This window comes from Hoyosella rhizosphaerae (assembly GCF_014643175.1).
GTDB classification, from domain to species: Bacteria; Actinomycetota; Actinomycetes; order Mycobacteriales; family Mycobacteriaceae; genus Lolliginicoccus; species Lolliginicoccus rhizosphaerae.
On the sequence record NZ_BMJH01000002.1, the window covers coordinates 1 to 16,705 of the forward strand.

The 16,705-nt window shown below is 58.4% G+C and carries 13 protein-coding genes; 10 read left to right on the forward strand and 3 right to left on the reverse strand.

Annotated elements, in window-relative coordinates:
• Positions 1–121 precede the first annotated feature (121 nt).
• Together mycP and eccD are read right to left on the reverse strand one after the other, a co-directional pair.
• Positions 122–1,528, reverse strand: coding sequence for a type VII secretion-associated serine protease mycosin (gene mycP, locus IEW73_RS08195; protein WP_277395817.1), 1,407 nt, complete (start codon positions 1,526–1,528; stop codon positions 122–124).
• Complete coding sequence (eccD, locus tag IEW73_RS08200; protein ID WP_188673187.1) at positions 1,528–2,979, reverse strand: type VII secretion integral membrane protein EccD; 1,452 nt, start codon at positions 2,977–2,979, stop codon at positions 1,528–1,530. Before eccD ends, mycP begins: the two co-directional genes overlap by 1 nt.
• Positions 2,980–3,281: 302 nt before the next feature.
• Between eccD and eccCa the strand changes: the two genes are divergently transcribed.
• The 9 genes from eccCa (at position 3,282) to IEW73_RS08245 (ending at position 13,789) form a co-directional block, all read left to right on the forward strand.
• Positions 3,282–7,298, forward strand: coding sequence for a type VII secretion protein EccCa (eccCa, locus tag IEW73_RS08205; protein ID WP_188673190.1), 4,017 nt, complete (start codon positions 3,282–3,284; stop codon positions 7,296–7,298).
• Positions 7,280–8,815, forward strand: a complete 1,536-nt coding sequence (locus IEW73_RS08210; protein ID WP_188673193.1) for a hypothetical protein — start codon at positions 7,280–7,282, stop codon at positions 8,813–8,815. The genes eccCa and IEW73_RS08210 overlap by 19 nt, the downstream gene beginning before the upstream one ends.
• A 191-nt stretch (positions 8,816–9,006) precedes the next feature.
• A complete protein-coding gene (locus IEW73_RS08215; RefSeq protein WP_188673195.1) occupies positions 9,007–9,321 on the forward strand; it encodes a WXG100 family type VII secretion target in 315 nt (104 codons plus the stop codon).
• A 69-nt stretch (positions 9,322–9,390) separates the two neighbouring features.
• Positions 9,391–9,678 (forward strand): WXG100 family type VII secretion target, encoded by a 288-nt coding sequence (locus IEW73_RS08220; protein WP_188673197.1) that lies wholly within the window; start codon positions 9,391–9,393, stop codon positions 9,676–9,678.
• Between the two features lie 250 nt (positions 9,679–9,928).
• On the forward strand, positions 9,929–10,372 hold the full coding sequence (gene rplM / locus IEW73_RS08225) for a 50S ribosomal protein L13 (protein WP_188673199.1): 444 nt from the start codon (positions 9,929–9,931) through the stop codon (positions 10,370–10,372).
• Positions 10,369–10,914: a 30S ribosomal protein S9 gene (rpsI, locus tag IEW73_RS08230; RefSeq protein ID WP_188673201.1), complete on the forward strand. Its 546-nt coding sequence runs from the start codon at positions 10,369–10,371 to the stop codon at positions 10,912–10,914. Before rplM ends, rpsI begins: the two co-directional genes overlap by 4 nt.
• A 161-nt stretch (positions 10,915–11,075) precedes the next feature.
• Positions 11,076–12,419: a phosphoglucosamine mutase gene (glmM, locus tag IEW73_RS08235; RefSeq protein WP_188673204.1), complete on the forward strand. Its 1,344-nt coding sequence runs from the start codon at positions 11,076–11,078 to the stop codon at positions 12,417–12,419.
• A gap of 165 nt (positions 12,420–12,584) precedes the next feature.
• On the forward strand, positions 12,585–12,872 hold the full coding sequence (locus IEW73_RS08240) for a hypothetical protein (RefSeq protein WP_188673207.1): 288 nt from the start codon (positions 12,585–12,587) through the stop codon (positions 12,870–12,872).
• Positions 12,857–13,789, forward strand: coding sequence for a hypothetical protein (locus IEW73_RS08245; protein ID WP_188673210.1), 933 nt, complete (start codon positions 12,857–12,859; stop codon positions 13,787–13,789). Before IEW73_RS08240 ends, IEW73_RS08245 begins: the two co-directional genes overlap by 16 nt.
• On the opposite strand, the gene IEW73_RS08250 is transcribed toward IEW73_RS08245, so the two are convergent.
• Positions 13,715–14,656: a dienelactone hydrolase family protein gene (locus IEW73_RS08250; protein WP_188673214.1), complete on the reverse strand. Its 942-nt coding sequence runs from the start codon at positions 14,654–14,656 to the stop codon at positions 13,715–13,717. The two genes, IEW73_RS08245 and IEW73_RS08250, sit on opposite strands and share 75 nt — an antisense overlap.
• Positions 14,657–14,822: 166 nt before the next feature.
• On the opposite strand from IEW73_RS08250, the gene glmS reads away from it, so the two are divergent.
• Positions 14,823–16,685, forward strand: coding sequence for a glutamine--fructose-6-phosphate transaminase (isomerizing) (gene glmS / locus IEW73_RS08255; RefSeq protein ID WP_188673217.1), 1,863 nt, complete (start codon positions 14,823–14,825; stop codon positions 16,683–16,685).
• Positions 16,686–16,705: the final 20 nt, after the last annotated feature.

A 16,705-nucleotide genomic window follows, 5' to 3' on the forward strand; every position in this document is an offset into this window, starting at 1 on the left:
CACTGCCGGACAAGGGTTGTTGGTGGTGGGGTGTGTCAGACATAGTTCTGGTGCACCCCACCACTATTTTTTTACCCAAAACACAACCAAATCAGTCGACGCGCATGGCGTCCTAACCGCGCTATTTCCGGCTAGAAATCAACAACAGTGCCGTCAAAGCCGTCACCAGGAACCCGAACGCCACTAGACCAGCGATCACACGGGGAAGCGCACTTTCGTCCGTCTCCGGCTCGGGCGCAGAAATACGTTCAGAAGCCTTCTCCGCATGCGGACCCTTCTCAACATTTGCCGCATAACCTAAAGACCCAGATACACCTACTGGGGCGACATCTGCCGTCACGGCCGCAACTGGGTCAACGATGCCAAAACCCACCTGAGGGTTCCACCCCTGTGCAGAAGAATGTGCAGTCGCGATGATCCGATCCTTGACCTCACGGGCAGTGAGGTGCGGAAACCGCTCCCGAATAAGCGCTGCAGTTCCCGCGACAAAGGGCGTTGCGTAGCTCGTGCCCGCAATTCCCGAAACATCTCCACCTCGGATCTGGCCGTTAATTAGGCCAACAGCACCAGGTGCGGGATCAAGGGACGTTATTTCTGTGCCAGGAGCTGCAATATCTACCCAAGGTCCGGCGAGAGAAAAAACAGATGGGGCGCCATCAGTGTCGGTGGATGCCACGGCGATGACATAGTCGTCGTACCGAGCTGGAGTCACATTTGTGGAGATGGTGTCCCAATTGGGGTAGCCGCCGCTAATAGGGTCTGCGGTGGGGTTCTGATTTCTGCATGACTGCCCATCGAGGTTGCCTGCTGCGACTACGACGACAACATCTTTCACGTCGACTGCGTACGCGAGTGCCGCGCCAAGTGCCCTATCGTTGAGGGCAATGTTTGCCGGTACGCAAGCGACTTCGGAGATGTTGATAACTGTGGCACCGAGATCCGCAGCTCGCCGAACGGCCATCGCAAGAGTGTGGACAGTGCCGTATGAGTTTTCCGATTGGTAGCCGTCGGTGTCGTCCAGGGTGGCTAGTCGGCCAAATTTAAGGCTGGACTGGCGGATCGACAGGATCGTTGCGTCGGGTGCAACACCAGCGAATCCGTCGAATGGGCTCTCTTGTGCTGCAATAATTCCGGCGACGAGAGTGCCGTGTGCGTCGCAGTCGGACGTGCCGTCGCCTGAGCTGACGAAGTCTCCGCCAGGTATGACGTTTCGAAGTCGAGGGTGCGGTGTGACACCTGTGTCAATTACGGCGACCGTCTGGCCTTTCCCGCGGCTGAGTGGCCATACCGAGGAATACCGCAAGATGTGTTCTGCCGACTGAGATGTTGTTGGCCCGAATTGTGGATCGAGGGCACCGATCGTGCATTGCTCTCGCTGCGTTGTCGGTTCGAGTGGCGCTGCAGGTCCGTTCGGCGGTAAGAAAGCAGTGTCGGCGGTGGGAGCTTGCGCTGTTGCCACACCAAGAGGAGCTCCGATTGCCAGAATCCCGGTGGCGAGTGGGGTGAGAATGCGCGTTACCTGCATCATCACATCCCTCGTACGTAGCTGTAGAGGTCAAGTGCCCAAAGACCGAACGGAACGACAAGTGCGAGCGCCAGGTATTCAGTGAGTTCGACTAGGCGATACTGCAACGGCGAGTAGTTTCCGCCGGGGATAACGACGCCGACGATGACCGCGCCTGCAAGTGCGCCGAGTGCGATCGTGAGCGCGACCCAAGCTGGAATGTGCGGTGCAAGCTCTGCTGCGATGAGTGTCGACAGAGCGACGGCAGCTCCACCGGAGGACACAATCAGCGACGGAACGGTGCGGGCGATTCCACGTCCGCGTAGAAGCAGCGCAATTGCGACGCATCCTGTGAGGAATACGGTCGCAAGTGTTTCCGGCTGGCTTTCGCTGGTGTGTAAGTTCCATGCGACGTAGGCAGCGGACACTGACGCGAGCAGCATCACCGCAGTGAGGATGCCATCGAGGTGTTTGTGTGTAATGGCCGTGCGATCACGGATGTATTTTGCAGGTGCGTAGGGGTTAGAACTGCCGTGCGCCGTATCGGGTGCTATATCGGCAAGGGCTAACGAGCTGCCAGGCGAAGGCACGGGCGGCAGCGGAAGTCTGGTGATGGCTACGGCGATTCTGGGTGCTGCCGACACTGCGAAAGGGCTGATCAGGATGATTCCTAGTGCAAGCTGTGATGGCTCGAAACCAACGCCGATCGTGAGTGCGGCACCCACCACGATTGTTGCGGCAAGGGCGCCCACGGTGGCATGGACGTGCGCAGTGGTTGGTATGACTCGCGCGGTGATGGCCGTGAGGCACAGCGCGTACGCGGCGACGATAAGCACGTGGGGTCCGCCAAATGCACCGGGAACGAGTTGCGCCGTTATCCCAGCTGTGAGGGGAATTGTTGTCAGGATCATGACGGTTGCAGCCCAGTCGGATCGGGTGCGCGCGTAGACAGATGCCACGACGATTAGTGCGGGGATGCTCATGAGTGCTACCCCTGCAAGCGCAAGGTGAGTGCCCGCGGTTGCGCCTATCAGTGTTGCCGCTGCGATGAGTGCTGCCGCAATCATGAAGAGATTGGTGAGGGGCAGTGAACGTCCGCTGGACCAGTTTTCGGTTTTGTTCGGCGAATAGCTAGCGACTGCGTCGATTACGTCGTCTACAAGAGCGCCCGGAGGTGTTTGTTCAATGGGGCTGAGCAACAGCAGTTCGCCATTCTTGATCCCGAGCCTGCTGAGTGAGTGGTTGAGGTCGAGGGGGTCGTCACCGATGCGTGATAACGACCAACCGCTGTTGGGATCATTGGCGCCCTGTGACTTCTCGCTGTAGATGATCTCTACGAGTCGTGGAATCAGCAGAACTAGTGGCACCGTTTCGGGCAGTGCTAAGTCGACTTGCCGAGTAGATCCAACGACGCAGACGTGGCATAGCGCCTGCGTATCGGCATTTTGAGACAATTCACCTGTGGTGTGATCCACTTTATTTCCCCCGTTGTATGCGGATCGCCTGCGCGCGGTGATTTGCGCACAGTGATTCACCTTTTATTCGACTTACCGGGTCCCACCCCGGTCGCCGTTATTTGCGTCAAGTGCTGGGATTCCCCCATCATCAGTACTTGACCCATTTCAGTATGTGACGAAATTGCGAATTTGTGAAATCGTAGTTTGCGTTCATAGTGATATGGGCGGCTCGTGTGTGTGCAGGATGCGCGCACGTGGGTCAGTGGTGTCCGCTTGGGGGAGTGGGGCACGGTAATTCACATGCGTGGGGGGAAATCACGATGGGTGCAGTGCATTTCGTTCGTAGTGGGCGGATCGATCCGCCACAGATGCCGGGCGGCGAACTAGGGCTGAACACTCCGCCTGAGGTGCCTCGGGCAATTCCGGGAAACCTCATCCAGAAGTTGCTTCCGGTGGTGATGGTTCTGGCCATGGTCGGAATGGTTGCGCTGATGTTTAGGTCAGGCATGTTGGCCAATCCGATGATGTTGATGTTCCCCGTGATGATGGCTGTGTCCATGGTGGGGATGCTCGCCGGATCGGGCGGCAGAGGTGGTGGTGCCCGTACGGCCGAGTTGAATGAGCAGCGGAAAGACTATTTGCGGTACTTGTGCGACACTCGGCGCGATGTCGTCGATGCCGCGGACCAGCAGCGCGCGGCGGTGGTGTGGCATCACCCAGCCCCGAATGGTCTGTGGAGCATTGCTGGATCGCCCCGCATGTGGGAGCGTACGGCGGACGATTCTGAGTATTTGTCGGCGCGCATTGGGTATGGGGCGCAGCGGCTTTCGTTGTCGCTGGTGCCTCCTGAAACTGGTCCGACCGATGATCTTGAACCGATTTCGGTGGTGGCGTTGCGGCGCTTTGTGCGGACCCATTCCATCGTTCCGGATCTTCCGATTGCGTTGTCGATGCGGGGATTCGCATCCGTCACTATTCGTACTGCGGATGAGGGTAGCGAGGCTGACGAAGCACGTGGCCTTGTGCGGTCGATCATCTGCCAACTTTGTGCATTTCACAGCCCTGATGACGTGCGGGTTGTGGTTGTTTGCGGTGATGAGCAGGTGCCGGACTGGGATTGGGTGAAATGGCTTCCGCACAATCAACACCCTCACCTGTTTGACGATATTGGCCCCCAGCGGATGGTGTATACCTCTCTTCACAGTGCGACGGCTGATTTGTCTGCGCTGTTGGAGGGTCGGCCACGGTTTGTTCGCGGTGCGCCAATCGTTGGTGATCAGACTCACCTCGTTTTCGTGATGGACAGCGGAGTCGTTGATGGTGATGAGTCGTTAATTAGTGGCGATGGTTTCGATGGTGTGACGCTCATCGACATCGACGGTAGTTGCGAGTCGTTGTCTGACCGGCAGGGACTTTCGCTCATCGTTTCTGATGGTCAGATCGGTGCGATGGGTACAACTGGTGCAGAAATGTTCGCTATGTCCGACCAGATGGGTGCAGGTTTCGCGCAGATGACGTCGATGGCGTTGTCGCGTTTTCGTGTTGCTCCGCAGGGGATGTTGCAGAATGCGCATGATCCGTCTAGCGCGGCATTCCCGGACTGGGCGACCATGATCGGTGCGGGCGATGTGGCACGCTTCGACACTGATGTGTGCTGGCGACCACGCCGGGGCCGTGACCGCCTGCGTGTGCCCGTCGGATTTGCGGAAAACGGCTCAGTTGTTGAAATCGACCTGAAGGAATCGGCTGAAAAAGGTATGGGCCCTCACGGCCTGTGCGTGGGCGCGACTGGGTCGGGAAAATCAGAGTTTCTTCGCACGTTGGTGCTCGGCCTCATCGCTACTCACTCGCCGGAATCGCTCAACCTTGTGCTTGTTGACTTCAAGGGGGGCGCAACTTTTCTGGGCTTGGAGGGCGCGCCTCATGTCGCTGCCATCATCACCAACCTTGCCGACGAAATCACCATGGTGGACCGTATGCGGGATGCGCTCGAAGGTGAGATGAATCGTCGGCAACAACTCTTGCGCCAGGCGGGAAACTACGCGAGCGTTGCGGAGTATGAGCGCGCGCGACAAAGTGGGGCGCCGCTAGACCCAATGCCTGCGATGTTCATCGTTGTGGATGAGTTTTCTGAGCTGCTTAGTCAAAAACCTGATTTTGCTGATCTTTTCGTCATGATTGGCCGTCTCGGGCGGTCGTTGCAGATGCATCTGTTGCTGGCCAGTCAACGTCTCGACGAGGGGCGGTTGCGTGGTTTAGAAAGCCACTTGTCGTATCGCATTGGCTTGAAGACTTTTTCGGCGCAGGAGTCTCGCGCGGTGCTCGGTGTGCCGGATGCTTACCATCTTCCTGCGGTTCCGGGTGCAGGGTTTTTGAAGGTGGATTCTGCGGAGCCTGTTCGTTTTTCAGCGGCATATGTTTCGGGATCCTACGAGCCCCCTTTGACCGTTGAAGTGCAGAAAGATGCGGTTCGTTCGCTTGATCTGCGCGTTGTGCCTTTTACTGCGAGGCCTTCGCACTGCGAGCGTGACGACAACGAGATTGGGAAGGAAATTCCGCAGCGGAACAAGGCTGAGACGGTTGTCCAAACGAAGAAGAAAACGGTACTTGAGCTTGTCTTGGACGGGGTCAGAGGCCGTGGGGTACATGCGCATGAGGTATGGCTGCCACCGCTCACTGTGTCGCCCACAGTGGGGCAGCTAGTCCCTCCGGCCCACCGAGTTTCAGCGGGTGGGGGTTCTCTCGGGGCGCTTCGCGTGCCCATTGGCCTGATAGACCGCCCATACGACCAGCGACGCGATCCATTGTTTATCGACGTGTCTGGTGGGCAGGGCAACATCGCGATCGTCGGTGGCCCCCAAAGCGGAAAGTCGACGGCAGTACGAACGGTGATCATGGCGCTGGCCGCATCGCACACACCTGCTGACGTGCAGTTTTATTGCCTGGATTTCGGCGGTGGCGCGTTGGCTAGCGTTGCGGGGTTGCCGCATGTCGGTTCTGTGGCAAGTCGTCTTGAACCGGATCGGATTAGACGTACCGTTGCGGAAGTTACCGCTGTGATGAGGCAGCGCGAGAAACTTTTCCAGCAACGCGGAATTGGTTCCATGTCGGAGTATCGCCGCACTCGTGCCGCAGAAAGCGCATCAGACGCGGATGTTTCCGAGCACAGCAAGTTTGGCGATGTATTTCTAATCGTTGACGGGTGGGCGACTGTGCGACAGGAGTTTGAGGAACTCGAGTCGTCGATCGCCGCTCTGGCTTCACAGGGGCTTTCGTTTGGGGTGCACGTCCTGGTGACGGCGACTCGGTGGTCTGATCTCCGCATAGGTATCAAAGACCAACTCGGAACTCGAATTGAGCTGCGTCTCGGTGACCCGAATGATTCCGAGATGAACCGCAAAGTGGCGGCTCTTGTGCCCGATGGGCAGCCTGGCCGCGGTCTCACTAAGGAGGGCCTCCACATGTTGGTGGCGGTTCCGACTTTTGTGCCACCAGTCGTATCTGGCGACCTCACGGAAGCGATCAGTTCGGCAGTGAAGGAACTTCGGGACGTTTCTGCCGGAGCGGTCGCACCGCCGGTGCGCATGTTGCCTGAGCAGTTCCCGCGTGACGAGCTTGACCTGGATCACGCTGCATCAAATGCGCTGAATATTCCGATCGCATTGAATGAGAATGAGCTGCGGACGGTGGGCCTCGATTTTGCTTCGCAACCGCATCTTGTTGTGTTTGCCGATGCGGAGTCGGGAAAGACAACTCTTTTGAGATCGATGTGTGCGGGCATCATGGAGCGAAACACCCCCGCCCAGGCGAAGATCTTGCTTGCGGACTTCCGCCGCACAATGCTGGGAGTTGTTGATACCGACCATTTGGCGGGTTATGCGGTGTCGGCTGCGAATCTCCAAGCCATGATCGCCGAACTCGGTGGGGTGTTGCGCCAGCGTCTCCCTGGACCAGATACGACCCAGCAGCAGTTGCGGGATCGGTCATGGTGGTCAGGCCCCGAGGTTTTTGTCATCGTCGACGACTATGACTTGGTGGCCACAACGGGTGGGAACCCATTGTCTGGGCTGTTGGAGTTGCTCCCGCAGGCTAAGGATGTTGGTCTTCATCTAGTGATTGCGCGACGCACAGGTGGCGCGTCCAGGGCCTTGTTTGAACCGGTAATGGCTTCCTTACGTGACCTTTCGCCGATGGGGTTGGTGATGAACGGCAGCCGTGACGAAGGCGTTTTGGTCGGCAATGTGCGTGCTGCCGAGCATCCGCCTGGCCGCGGTGTTTTGGTGACGCGAAGCGGAGGCGAGCAGCGGGTGCAGTTGGCATGGATGCCACCGTTGTGACAGAACCCTTGACGGAGACGCGTTCTGTCTACTTTGGGTTGCGCGACATCAAGTGGAATGGTGGCAGCGGCATCGTTTCAGTCCCTGCGGGCGTGCGAGATGCAGGGGGAGTGCTGGTTGTAGGCGAGTCTGAGCCGAGCGGTGCCTCGAGCGATGGAAGTTATGAGCCCGAGCCGTTGCAGTTCCTTACTGACTCATTGTTGGCACTCAATCCGTCCTGTTTCCCTGTGCCGGAAGTTGTGGATGCAGTGGTGCGCAGTGCCGGATTCTCGCCGTCGCTTCAAGCTTGCGACTTTGGGGTAGTCGTGTACCCCTCGCATTGGTCGGATCACGAGAAGACGGCGTTGCGAGACGTTGTGCAGAGATACGTGCATAGCGTAGTGATGCTGAGTACTGCGGCGTGCCTGGCCACGGCGTGGTGTGAGAAGTACCCAACGCACCGGTATGTCGTGGTCATCGAGGTGCATCGGGTTTTGTCTGTTGCGACTTTGCTCGATACGTCCACAACTCCACCGCGCGTGCTGGAGAAGCACGTGGGCACCAAGGTGAACACCCTCGATGGAATTCGGGCATCCGATGTGGAGGCGATGGTGGACACGTTGCGCCATCACACCGGCCTCACACCTGCCGATGCCGCGAATCTGCGCTGTTTGCTCATCACGGAGCGCGAAGCCGAAGTTGCTGGGCAGTTGCCACCGCGATCGCCTGTGGTGCACCTCGGTGAGTCAGACTGGGCGCGGGTATTTCGCGGTGCTGACTTGTTGAGTCGCTATTGGTCTGAACCCGCTCCACCGGTGGTCGCAGATTCGCTCTGGGAGCCCAAAAACCAACGGAAGGCCCGTAGGCCTCAGCGGGCAGTCGCAATCGCGGTGGTCGCGTTGTTCGGCGTTGGCGGGACGTGGGCTGCGTTTGAGCTCGTGAGGTTCCTGAAGTCGACGATCGAAGCGTCGGGGACAGCGTTTGATGCCCGACATGTCGATGAAAACCATGCTGAACCTGTCCACCCACAAACTGGCCTCCCACAATCGCCTCGCCACCAGGAGCCGCAGCCGGTACGGGTGCAGGTGAGTGACATTGCGATTGACTTACCCGCGTTGTGGTCTGTCGGGTGGAGCGATTTTCCAGTGCAGGGCGCCGACGGGGATTTCCGTGCAGAGTTTCTACCGGTGGAACCGACGGATCTACGTCGGATCCTGTTGTCGAGAGGAACGCTTGACGACGAAGTCACTGCCGCCCAGATGGTAGGGGAACTAGACAAGGTCACCGAGTTAGATGATGACCTCAGTCGAGTAGATGTGGCACTGGGCGACGAGTTTGGCGCGCACTACCGGTATCTCGAGGTTTTTGTTGATGAAACTGCCGGGAGCACAGACGCTCAGGCGCTTTTCGTCTACTGGTTCGTATTTCTGTTTGGGAATCGGCAGGTCACGGTCGGATGTGAGTCGACGAACGAGGAAGACGGCGCTTTCCCCGCGTGCGCGGTGGTGCTCGAAACTGTTGCAAATCTTCCTGGCTGAAGTGGGCTCCTGACGGACAGATGGCATTGTCGGGAAATTTCTGAACTCATATGGAACCAACGCCCGATTCATTGCGTCAGACCATAACGAACCCGAAAAAACTGGAGATAGCAGCCAGTTAGTGAAGGACGCGTGTGTCTGGATCGATCGCACGAAGCGATACCTCGGGACCGCAACTAGGGAGGGAACCCATGACGCAGACAATGCAGACGACCACCGCAACGATGACCACAGCCGCCGATCGCGTGGCGCAGGTTAACTCCGAGGTTCAAGGACTTCTGAGTGCCCTGCGCGGCAAGGTCGCCGCGGTGAATGGTGCGTGGGAGGGCGACGCTCGCCGGGCATTCGACTCGTTGATTGTCCGCTGGGACAACGAGGCCCGGAAACTCAACGAATCACTTCAGGCAATCAGCGATGCGATTCGCACAAATGGCAGTTCGTACGAGCAAATGCAGCAGAGTCATGCTTCCTCGCTGAATAACGCCGGCGGCTTGCTGCGCCTCTGAACCGTTCACTGACCCAACCGCTATTCCCACTGGCCGGAGATCTGGCCAGTCTCTACCAAGGACAACACAATGACAATTAAGTACAACTTCGGGCAGATTGAAGCATTGCGCGCTGATCTCGCATCTTCAACAGCGGCTATGAACTCCAACCTCGCGGACCTCAAGTCGTTTCTGGCTCCACTTGTTTCAGACTGGACCGGTGGCGCCGCTGAGGCTTACCAGGTGCAGCAGCGTCGATGGGACGAGGCCGCACAGGGGTTGAACCAAGTTCTTGAGTCGATTGGGCGTGCAGTAGGAACCGGCAATGAGCAGATGGCGGACGCTGAGCGTGCCGCAATGAACCAGTGGGCAGGCTGAGCCGTCAGGTTTAGTGTGTAGGGCAGCCCCAACGCGAGGGTGGATCGTTGGGGCTGCTTGGTAGGGGTGTGCGAGGGACGTTTTGGCCGGTCAATTGGCATGACGCTGACGCACTTGACCTCGAGAAACAACGAACGGTAGAGTGTGCCGTTGGCGTGTAGCGCCTGTGGGGTCCCGGGTCTCAACCGGCCGCCGGATAACCCCGCTGCAATGCCTGGCCGGCAGTAAGATGAAAAGACGAGGTAGAACCGTGCCTACGTACAGCCCAAAGGCTGGCGACGTTTCGCGCACTTGGTACGTCATTGACGCTACCGATGTAGTGCTCGGACGGCTCGCAGTGCAGACCGCGAATATTCTTCGCGGCAAAAACAAGCCAACTTATGCCCCCAACTTCGATGGTGGCGACTACGTCATCGTCATTAACGCTGAAAAGGTTGCTCTTACGGGTAACAAGCGTGAAGACAAGCGGGTTTACCGCCACTCGGGTTTCCCCGGTGGTTTGAGGTCGCGCTCCATCGGTGAAGCAATCGCTCTTCACCCCGACCGTGTGGTCGAAAAGGCCGTAGAGGGCATGATCCCGAAGAACAAGCTGGGACGCGAAATCGTCAAGAAGCTTAAGGTTTACGCCGGTTCGGAACACCCCCATGCTGCGCAAAACCCAATCCCCTTCGAGATCAAGCAGGTGTCCCAGTGACGGCGCCGGAGGAGCAGGACGTGACTACGCCTGAATACGAAAACGTTGACGAAGGTCTTGTCGCCGATATCGATATCGAGTCACCCGTGGTCGAAGACGTAAGCGACGAAGGCGTAGCCGAGGAAGCTGCTGAAGCTGCAGCTCCGATTGTGCTCGACCGTGCGATTCAAACCGTTGGTCGCCGCAAAGAGGCTGTTGTTCGTGTGCGGCTTACGCCAGGATCTGGCGAATTCCGTCTCAATGGTCGCTCGTTGGAGGAGTACTTCCCCAACAAGGTGCACCAGCAGTTAATCAAGGCACCATTGGTGACTGTCGACCGCGACGGCGCTTTTGACATCTTCGCTCGCCTCGTCGGTGGCGGCCCATCCGGCCAGGCTGGCGCTTTGCGTCTTGCTATCGCACGTGCGCTTATCGAGGTCACCCCTGATGATCGCCCAGCACTGAAGAAGGCCGGCTTCCTTACTCGTGACGCTCGCGCGACTGAGCGTAAGAAGTACGGACTCAAGAAGGCACGTAAGGCACCGCAGTACTCCAAGCGGTGATATTCAGATTCTGACCAGAAGAAGCAGGTGTTCGCTACGGCGGCCCTGCTTCTTCTGCGTTGTGTGTGCTCGATTTGGGGCATTCGGGTAGTCCTTGTCGGCATTTCGCTGACAAAGTGCGATAGTAAAAACACCAACAAAGAAGGGGCGTGAACGGGCGAATGAGTCGACTGTTCGGAACAGATGGTGTCCGCGGGCTAGCCAACGCAGATTTGACGGTGGAAATCGCGGTTTCATTGTCGAGTGCGGCAGCTTCAGTACTTGCTCAGCAATCGCAGCCACCTTCAAGTGGGCGCCCACTCGCTGTCGTAGGCCGTGACCCGCGAGCGAGCGGCGAGATGCTTGAAGCTGCTGTCACCGCGGGCCTAACCGCCGCAGGTGTTGATGTCCTTCTTGTTGGTGTTTTGCCTACGCCAGCGGTGGCGTACCTTACCGCTGACTACGACGCTGCACTTGGCGTGATGATTTCTGCGTCGCACAACCCGATGCCGGATAACGGAATCAAAATCTTTGGGCCAGGCGGGCGCAAGCTTTCAGATGCTACTGAAGATGCCATTGAGGCCGTTGTTTTGGCCGGAGAAGTTCCGCGGCCGACGGGTTCCCGAATAGGACGTGTTTCTGTCGCCACAGACGCGGGGGCGCGCTACCTGCAGCATCTCAGCACTGCCATCGATGCTTCGCTGGAAGGTGTGACTGTCGTTGTCGATTGCGCTCACGGCGCTGCATCCGCCGCTGCCCCTGCGGCTTACGCAGCTGCTGGGGCGACTGTGATTGCGATCAATAACGAGCCGACAGGTCTGAACATCAACGATGGATGCGGCTCTACACACTTGTCTGCGCTGCAGGATGCCGTCGTCAAGTATGGAGCTGACGTCGGGTTGGCGCACGACGGTGATGCTGATCGCTGCCTCGCCGTTGATGAGCGGGGCCGTGTCGTCGATGGAGACGCGATCATGGCGATCATGGCGATCGCGATGAACGAAGCCGGCGAGTTGGTTGACAACACACTGGTGGCGACGGTGATGAGCAATCTCGGCTTGCACCTTGCAATGAAGGACGCTGACATCACCGTTCGAACAACGGGTGTGGGCGACAGGTACGTTCTCGAAGAGCTCCGCAACGGTGGCTACAGTTTGGGCGGCGAGCAGTCAGGGCACATAGTGCTTCCTGATTTTGGTACCACAGGTGATGGGCTGCTCACTGGTCTGCGCATTATGGCCCGGATGGCGCAAACGAAAAAGTCACTGTCGGAACTGGGTTCCGTGCTGACTGTTTTGCCTCAGGTGCTCATCAATGTTCCGGTTACAGACAAGAGCGCCGCGACCGGGCACATCACAGTGCGCGCTGCTGTGGCCGACGCGGAGCAATCCCTTGGCGAGTGCGGCCGCGTACTTTTGCGGCCGTCGGGGACCGAGCAACTTGTTCGAGTAATGGTGGAAGCATCTACGGCCGAACATGCGCAAACCGTCGCCGAGGAACTCGCTGCCGCCGTCTCAGCTGTCTAGGGCCGCCTCAGTGCATAGGGCCCTCTCAGTGCTATAGGGCCCTCTCAGTGCTATAGGGCACCGACATAAAACTTTGCAACATGGGAACCATCTGCACTGCGCGTGCGTCCTTATTCACCAAGGAGGTTTCCGTATCGGGCACCTCGGGTGATCGGGGGTTCCCTAATGGGAGTATCAGAAGCAGGCATCACTCGTGATGTCAGCGATGTTGTGCACGCCGCGGCGGGTTGCGCTCATGGTGCTGCGACAATACTCGCCAGCGCCCCGCCGTTGACAGGTGAGGGCAATGTGAGTGCGGCGTGGGCGGATTGGTGCAGCCGGGTTGATCAGTGGGCACGCAGTCGGGCTGAGCGTGCGCATGCAGTTGAAGTGTTCATGCAGCACCTGCGCGATACTGACGCTGAAAATGCGTCGCAGATTCGTAGGTGCGGTGCTGGTTGGCTGCAGCTGTGATCCGCATACCCAATGGAGCCGACACCTCAGGGCGGTCGCTTCGATTGCGTCATGCGGGGGCGATCGGTGTACTCACGCGATTGTTTGCGGCGGCAGATGAAGCCGGGGCAGTAGTGCTAGACGGCACCACGGGTGGGTATAGCGATCTGTGGCCGGACCTGCTTCACGACCACGATGCGGTGGATCTCGCAGCGATGTCGGCTGCGTCGGTTCTGGCGCAGCGGTCAGCACAACTCGTCGCAGACACGGCGCGGTATGAGCGCACCGCCCGCGCGCGCGTGCCTGAGGACGACCCGATGGCCAGCTCGTTGAGTGAAGCTGTGCGCGAGACCACCGAACTTGAGCGGTCTTCTAGTGATATTGCCTGCACCTTGCTTGGTGCCACGGAGGCTATTGCCGCAGAGCTTGCTGAGCTGTTCAGTTTGGTGGAAAAACTCGCCGACCCCATTGTGGGTGGGGTGCGCATATGCGACATCGATGACGTCATTGATGCTGCCCGAGTTGAAGACTACGACGGTGACTGTCGAGCGTTTCTGCGCGAGCACTACATTCCACATGTTGAGCACGTTCATTCGCATCTTGCAATGCAGCGCGAGCTAACGGGATTAGCTGTTCGCCGCGAACTAGGTCGACTTGTGGCAGCACTCGGCGCGTACGAAACGACGAGTCCACTTCATAGTGTGGAGGCTCCCCAGCCCGTCATGAGCGAAGATCCGGGGAAAGGGGGTAGTCAACCTTTAGTAAGTGACCTACAGGAATTCGGGGACTTCCAGGAACTGCCGACCCGCCAGGAAAAGCAGGCGGAGTCCAATATCCCTGTCGAGGTCCGAGCCGAAGCGCCCCTACCTTCCGGGGAGGGACAGGCGCACGCGTTGACTAATCGAACGGTCGACTTCGGGTCCCGACGCCGAAGGTAGCGATTGTTCACCAAGCTCACCGTCGAGATCAGGGGAAAACATCTCGTCGAACTCATCCTGGGGGACCAACCCCGACTGCGTTGGGTCAAAGGCTGTGGTGCGCTTAATTTCAGCGAATGCATCGGAGAAATGCTCGTAGGTCTTATCTCCGGTGAGTTGGTGGAGCAAGAATCCGGTTAGCAGCGCTCGCGTAGTTTGCTGGGTTTTGCGTTCGCTCTTTCCTAACCCAAACCATGACGCCAGGCGTCGGCCTTCAATAAACCCTGAGGATGTCGACTTTTCGACGGTGCGCAACACGACGTCACCGCCCCATGACCTGGCGAGATCACGTGCATTGCAGGAGAGTGACTTCAATTCTGATGCCACAACCAGACCTGGTATACCGAGGTTCGCGGCGATTTGTTCCGATGGAGGGCTAACTTGAGCTGGAAATAGTGCGGCAACAGCCTTGGTCGTTGAGCGTCGCTGCGCTGCGAGCACGGCCGCCCCTGCGCCGAAGCCGTGGCCGACAAATCCGACCTTCTTGGAATGCACACTAATTTCCCCAGGCCCAAGCCGCACCTCTGTCGCAAGGGTGAGCGCGGTATCAAGGTCTGCCGCGAAACGGAGGGCAGAAGGCAATAGTCCGCGTTCGGTTCCAGGTGCGACGACGACGATGCCCCATGATGCAAGGTGCTTCAGCGTAGTTGTGTACCTATCGAGGTTCGTTAGCCAGTGGTGGCCGAATGCAACCGCTGGCAAGTTGAAGCCACTCTCAGGGGTGAATACAACGCCCGGCATCCCGGCGATAGCGAGATCGCCCCGCAACACACGGTGCGGGCCTCGACGCGACAATTGTGCAACGAGCTTCTTCGGATTGGGAGCCACACCCAAGACGTTAGCGGATACGTGTCTCTAGGTGTCGGAATCCTGCCCTGCGATTGCTATCTCACAAGCGTCCGCTTTTGCCTCTGTTATCTCAGTCACATGGGTTTTGGTGCGGAAATGGGCGACGTGCAGCCATGAGACGGTTTCATCAGTAGTCTGTATTTTTATGTGTGGGATTGTCGGGTATGTCGGTCATCGGCAAGCGCTAGATGTTGTTCTTGAAGCGCTTCGCCGCATGGAATATCGAGGTTACGATTCGTCAGGAGTTGCCGTTCTAGATGGAAACGGCGGCTTGGCTATTGAGAAGCGCGCAGGCAGGCTCGCGAACTTAGTAGCTGCAGTTGATGAGGATGGGCGGGATTCCCTTAAGGGAACCTCCGGGATGGGGCATACGCGGTGGGCAACCCACGGTCGCCCGACGGACCGCAACGCGCATCCGCATTGGGACGTTGATCGTCGGATCGCTGTTGTGCACAACGGCATCATCGAGAACTTCGGTCCGTTGCGTAGCGAACTCGAAGACGCCGGTGTGGATCTTCTGAGTGACACCGACACCGAAGTTGCGGTGCATCTGGTGTCGCGGGCTTATGCGGATGGCGACACTGCGGGTGATTTTGAGGCCAGTGCGCTTAAAGTACTGCGTCGCCTTGAAGGCGCATTCACGTTGCTGTTCACGCACGCCGATCACCCAGGCACAATCATCGCTGCGCGACGCTCAACACCACTAGTGGTGGGCGTCGGGAAAGACGAGATGTTCCTTAGTTCGGATGTGGCGGCGTTTATTGAGCACACCCGTGAGGCGATCGAACTCGGCCAAGACAATGTTGTGATCATCACCGCCGATGACTATCGAATCATGGACTTCGACGGCAATGCCGAGGAGGGGCGTCCCTTCCACATTGATTGGGATCTCGAAGCCGCCGAAAAAGGTGGTCACGATTTCTTCATGTTGAAGGAGATCGAAGAGCAACCCCTCGCTGTCGCGGACACCCTGCGTGGGCACTTCACGGGTGGTCGTATCGTGCTTGACGAGCAACGACTCACTGACCAAGATCTTCGCGACATCGACAAGGTTTTTGTTGTGGCGTGCGGTTCTGCCTACCACTCGGGCCTTGTTGCGAAGTACGCAATCGAGCACTGGGCGCGTCTCCCCGTGGAGGTTGAACTCGCCAGCGAGTTCCGTTACCGCGACCCAGTTCTGGACCGTTCCACGCTGGTGGTCGCTATTTCGCAGTCTGGCGAAACCGCGGACACTCTCGAAGCTGTTCGCCACGCACGCGAGCAGAAGGCACGTGTTTTGGCGGTGTGTAATACGAACGGCTCGCAGATTCCGCGTGAGTCTGACGCGGTCCTCTACACCCGTGCTGGACCGGAAATTGGTGTTGCTTCGACTAAGGCGTTCTTGGCGCAGGTGGCGGCGAACTACCTAGTGGGGTTGGCGCTGGCGCAGGCTCGCGGTACCAAGTACCCCGACGAAGTCGCACGTGAGTTCGAAGAACTTGCGGCAATGCCCGCACTCATCGAGAAGCTCATCGGTGAGGCCGAGCAGGTGCGTGAACTCGCACGCGAGATGGCAACCAAGTCGACGATCTTGTTCCTCGGCAGGCACGTTGGCTACCCGGTGGCACTTGAGGGCGCATTGAAGCTCAAGGAACTCGCCTACATCCACGCAGAAGGCTTTGCGGCAGGAGAGTTGAAGCACGGGCCGATCGCACTGATCGAAGACGGGTTGCCGGTGATCATCGTGATGCCGTCTCCGAAGGGCCGTGCAGTCTTGCACTCGAAGCTGCTCAGCAACATTCGTGAGATTCAGGCGCGTGGGGCTGTCACGATCGTGATTGCCGAGGAAGGAGACGAGACGGTAAAGCCGTTCGCCGACTACCTCATTGAAATTCCCGCATCACCAACATTGCTCCAACCGTTGCTGTCGACGATCCCACTGCAGATTTTTGCAGCCCAGGTCGCACAGACTCGAGGCTATGACGTGGACAAGCCACGAAACCTCGCGAAGTCAGTCACGGTCGAGTAATCAAGGCGATAGGTGTGTGC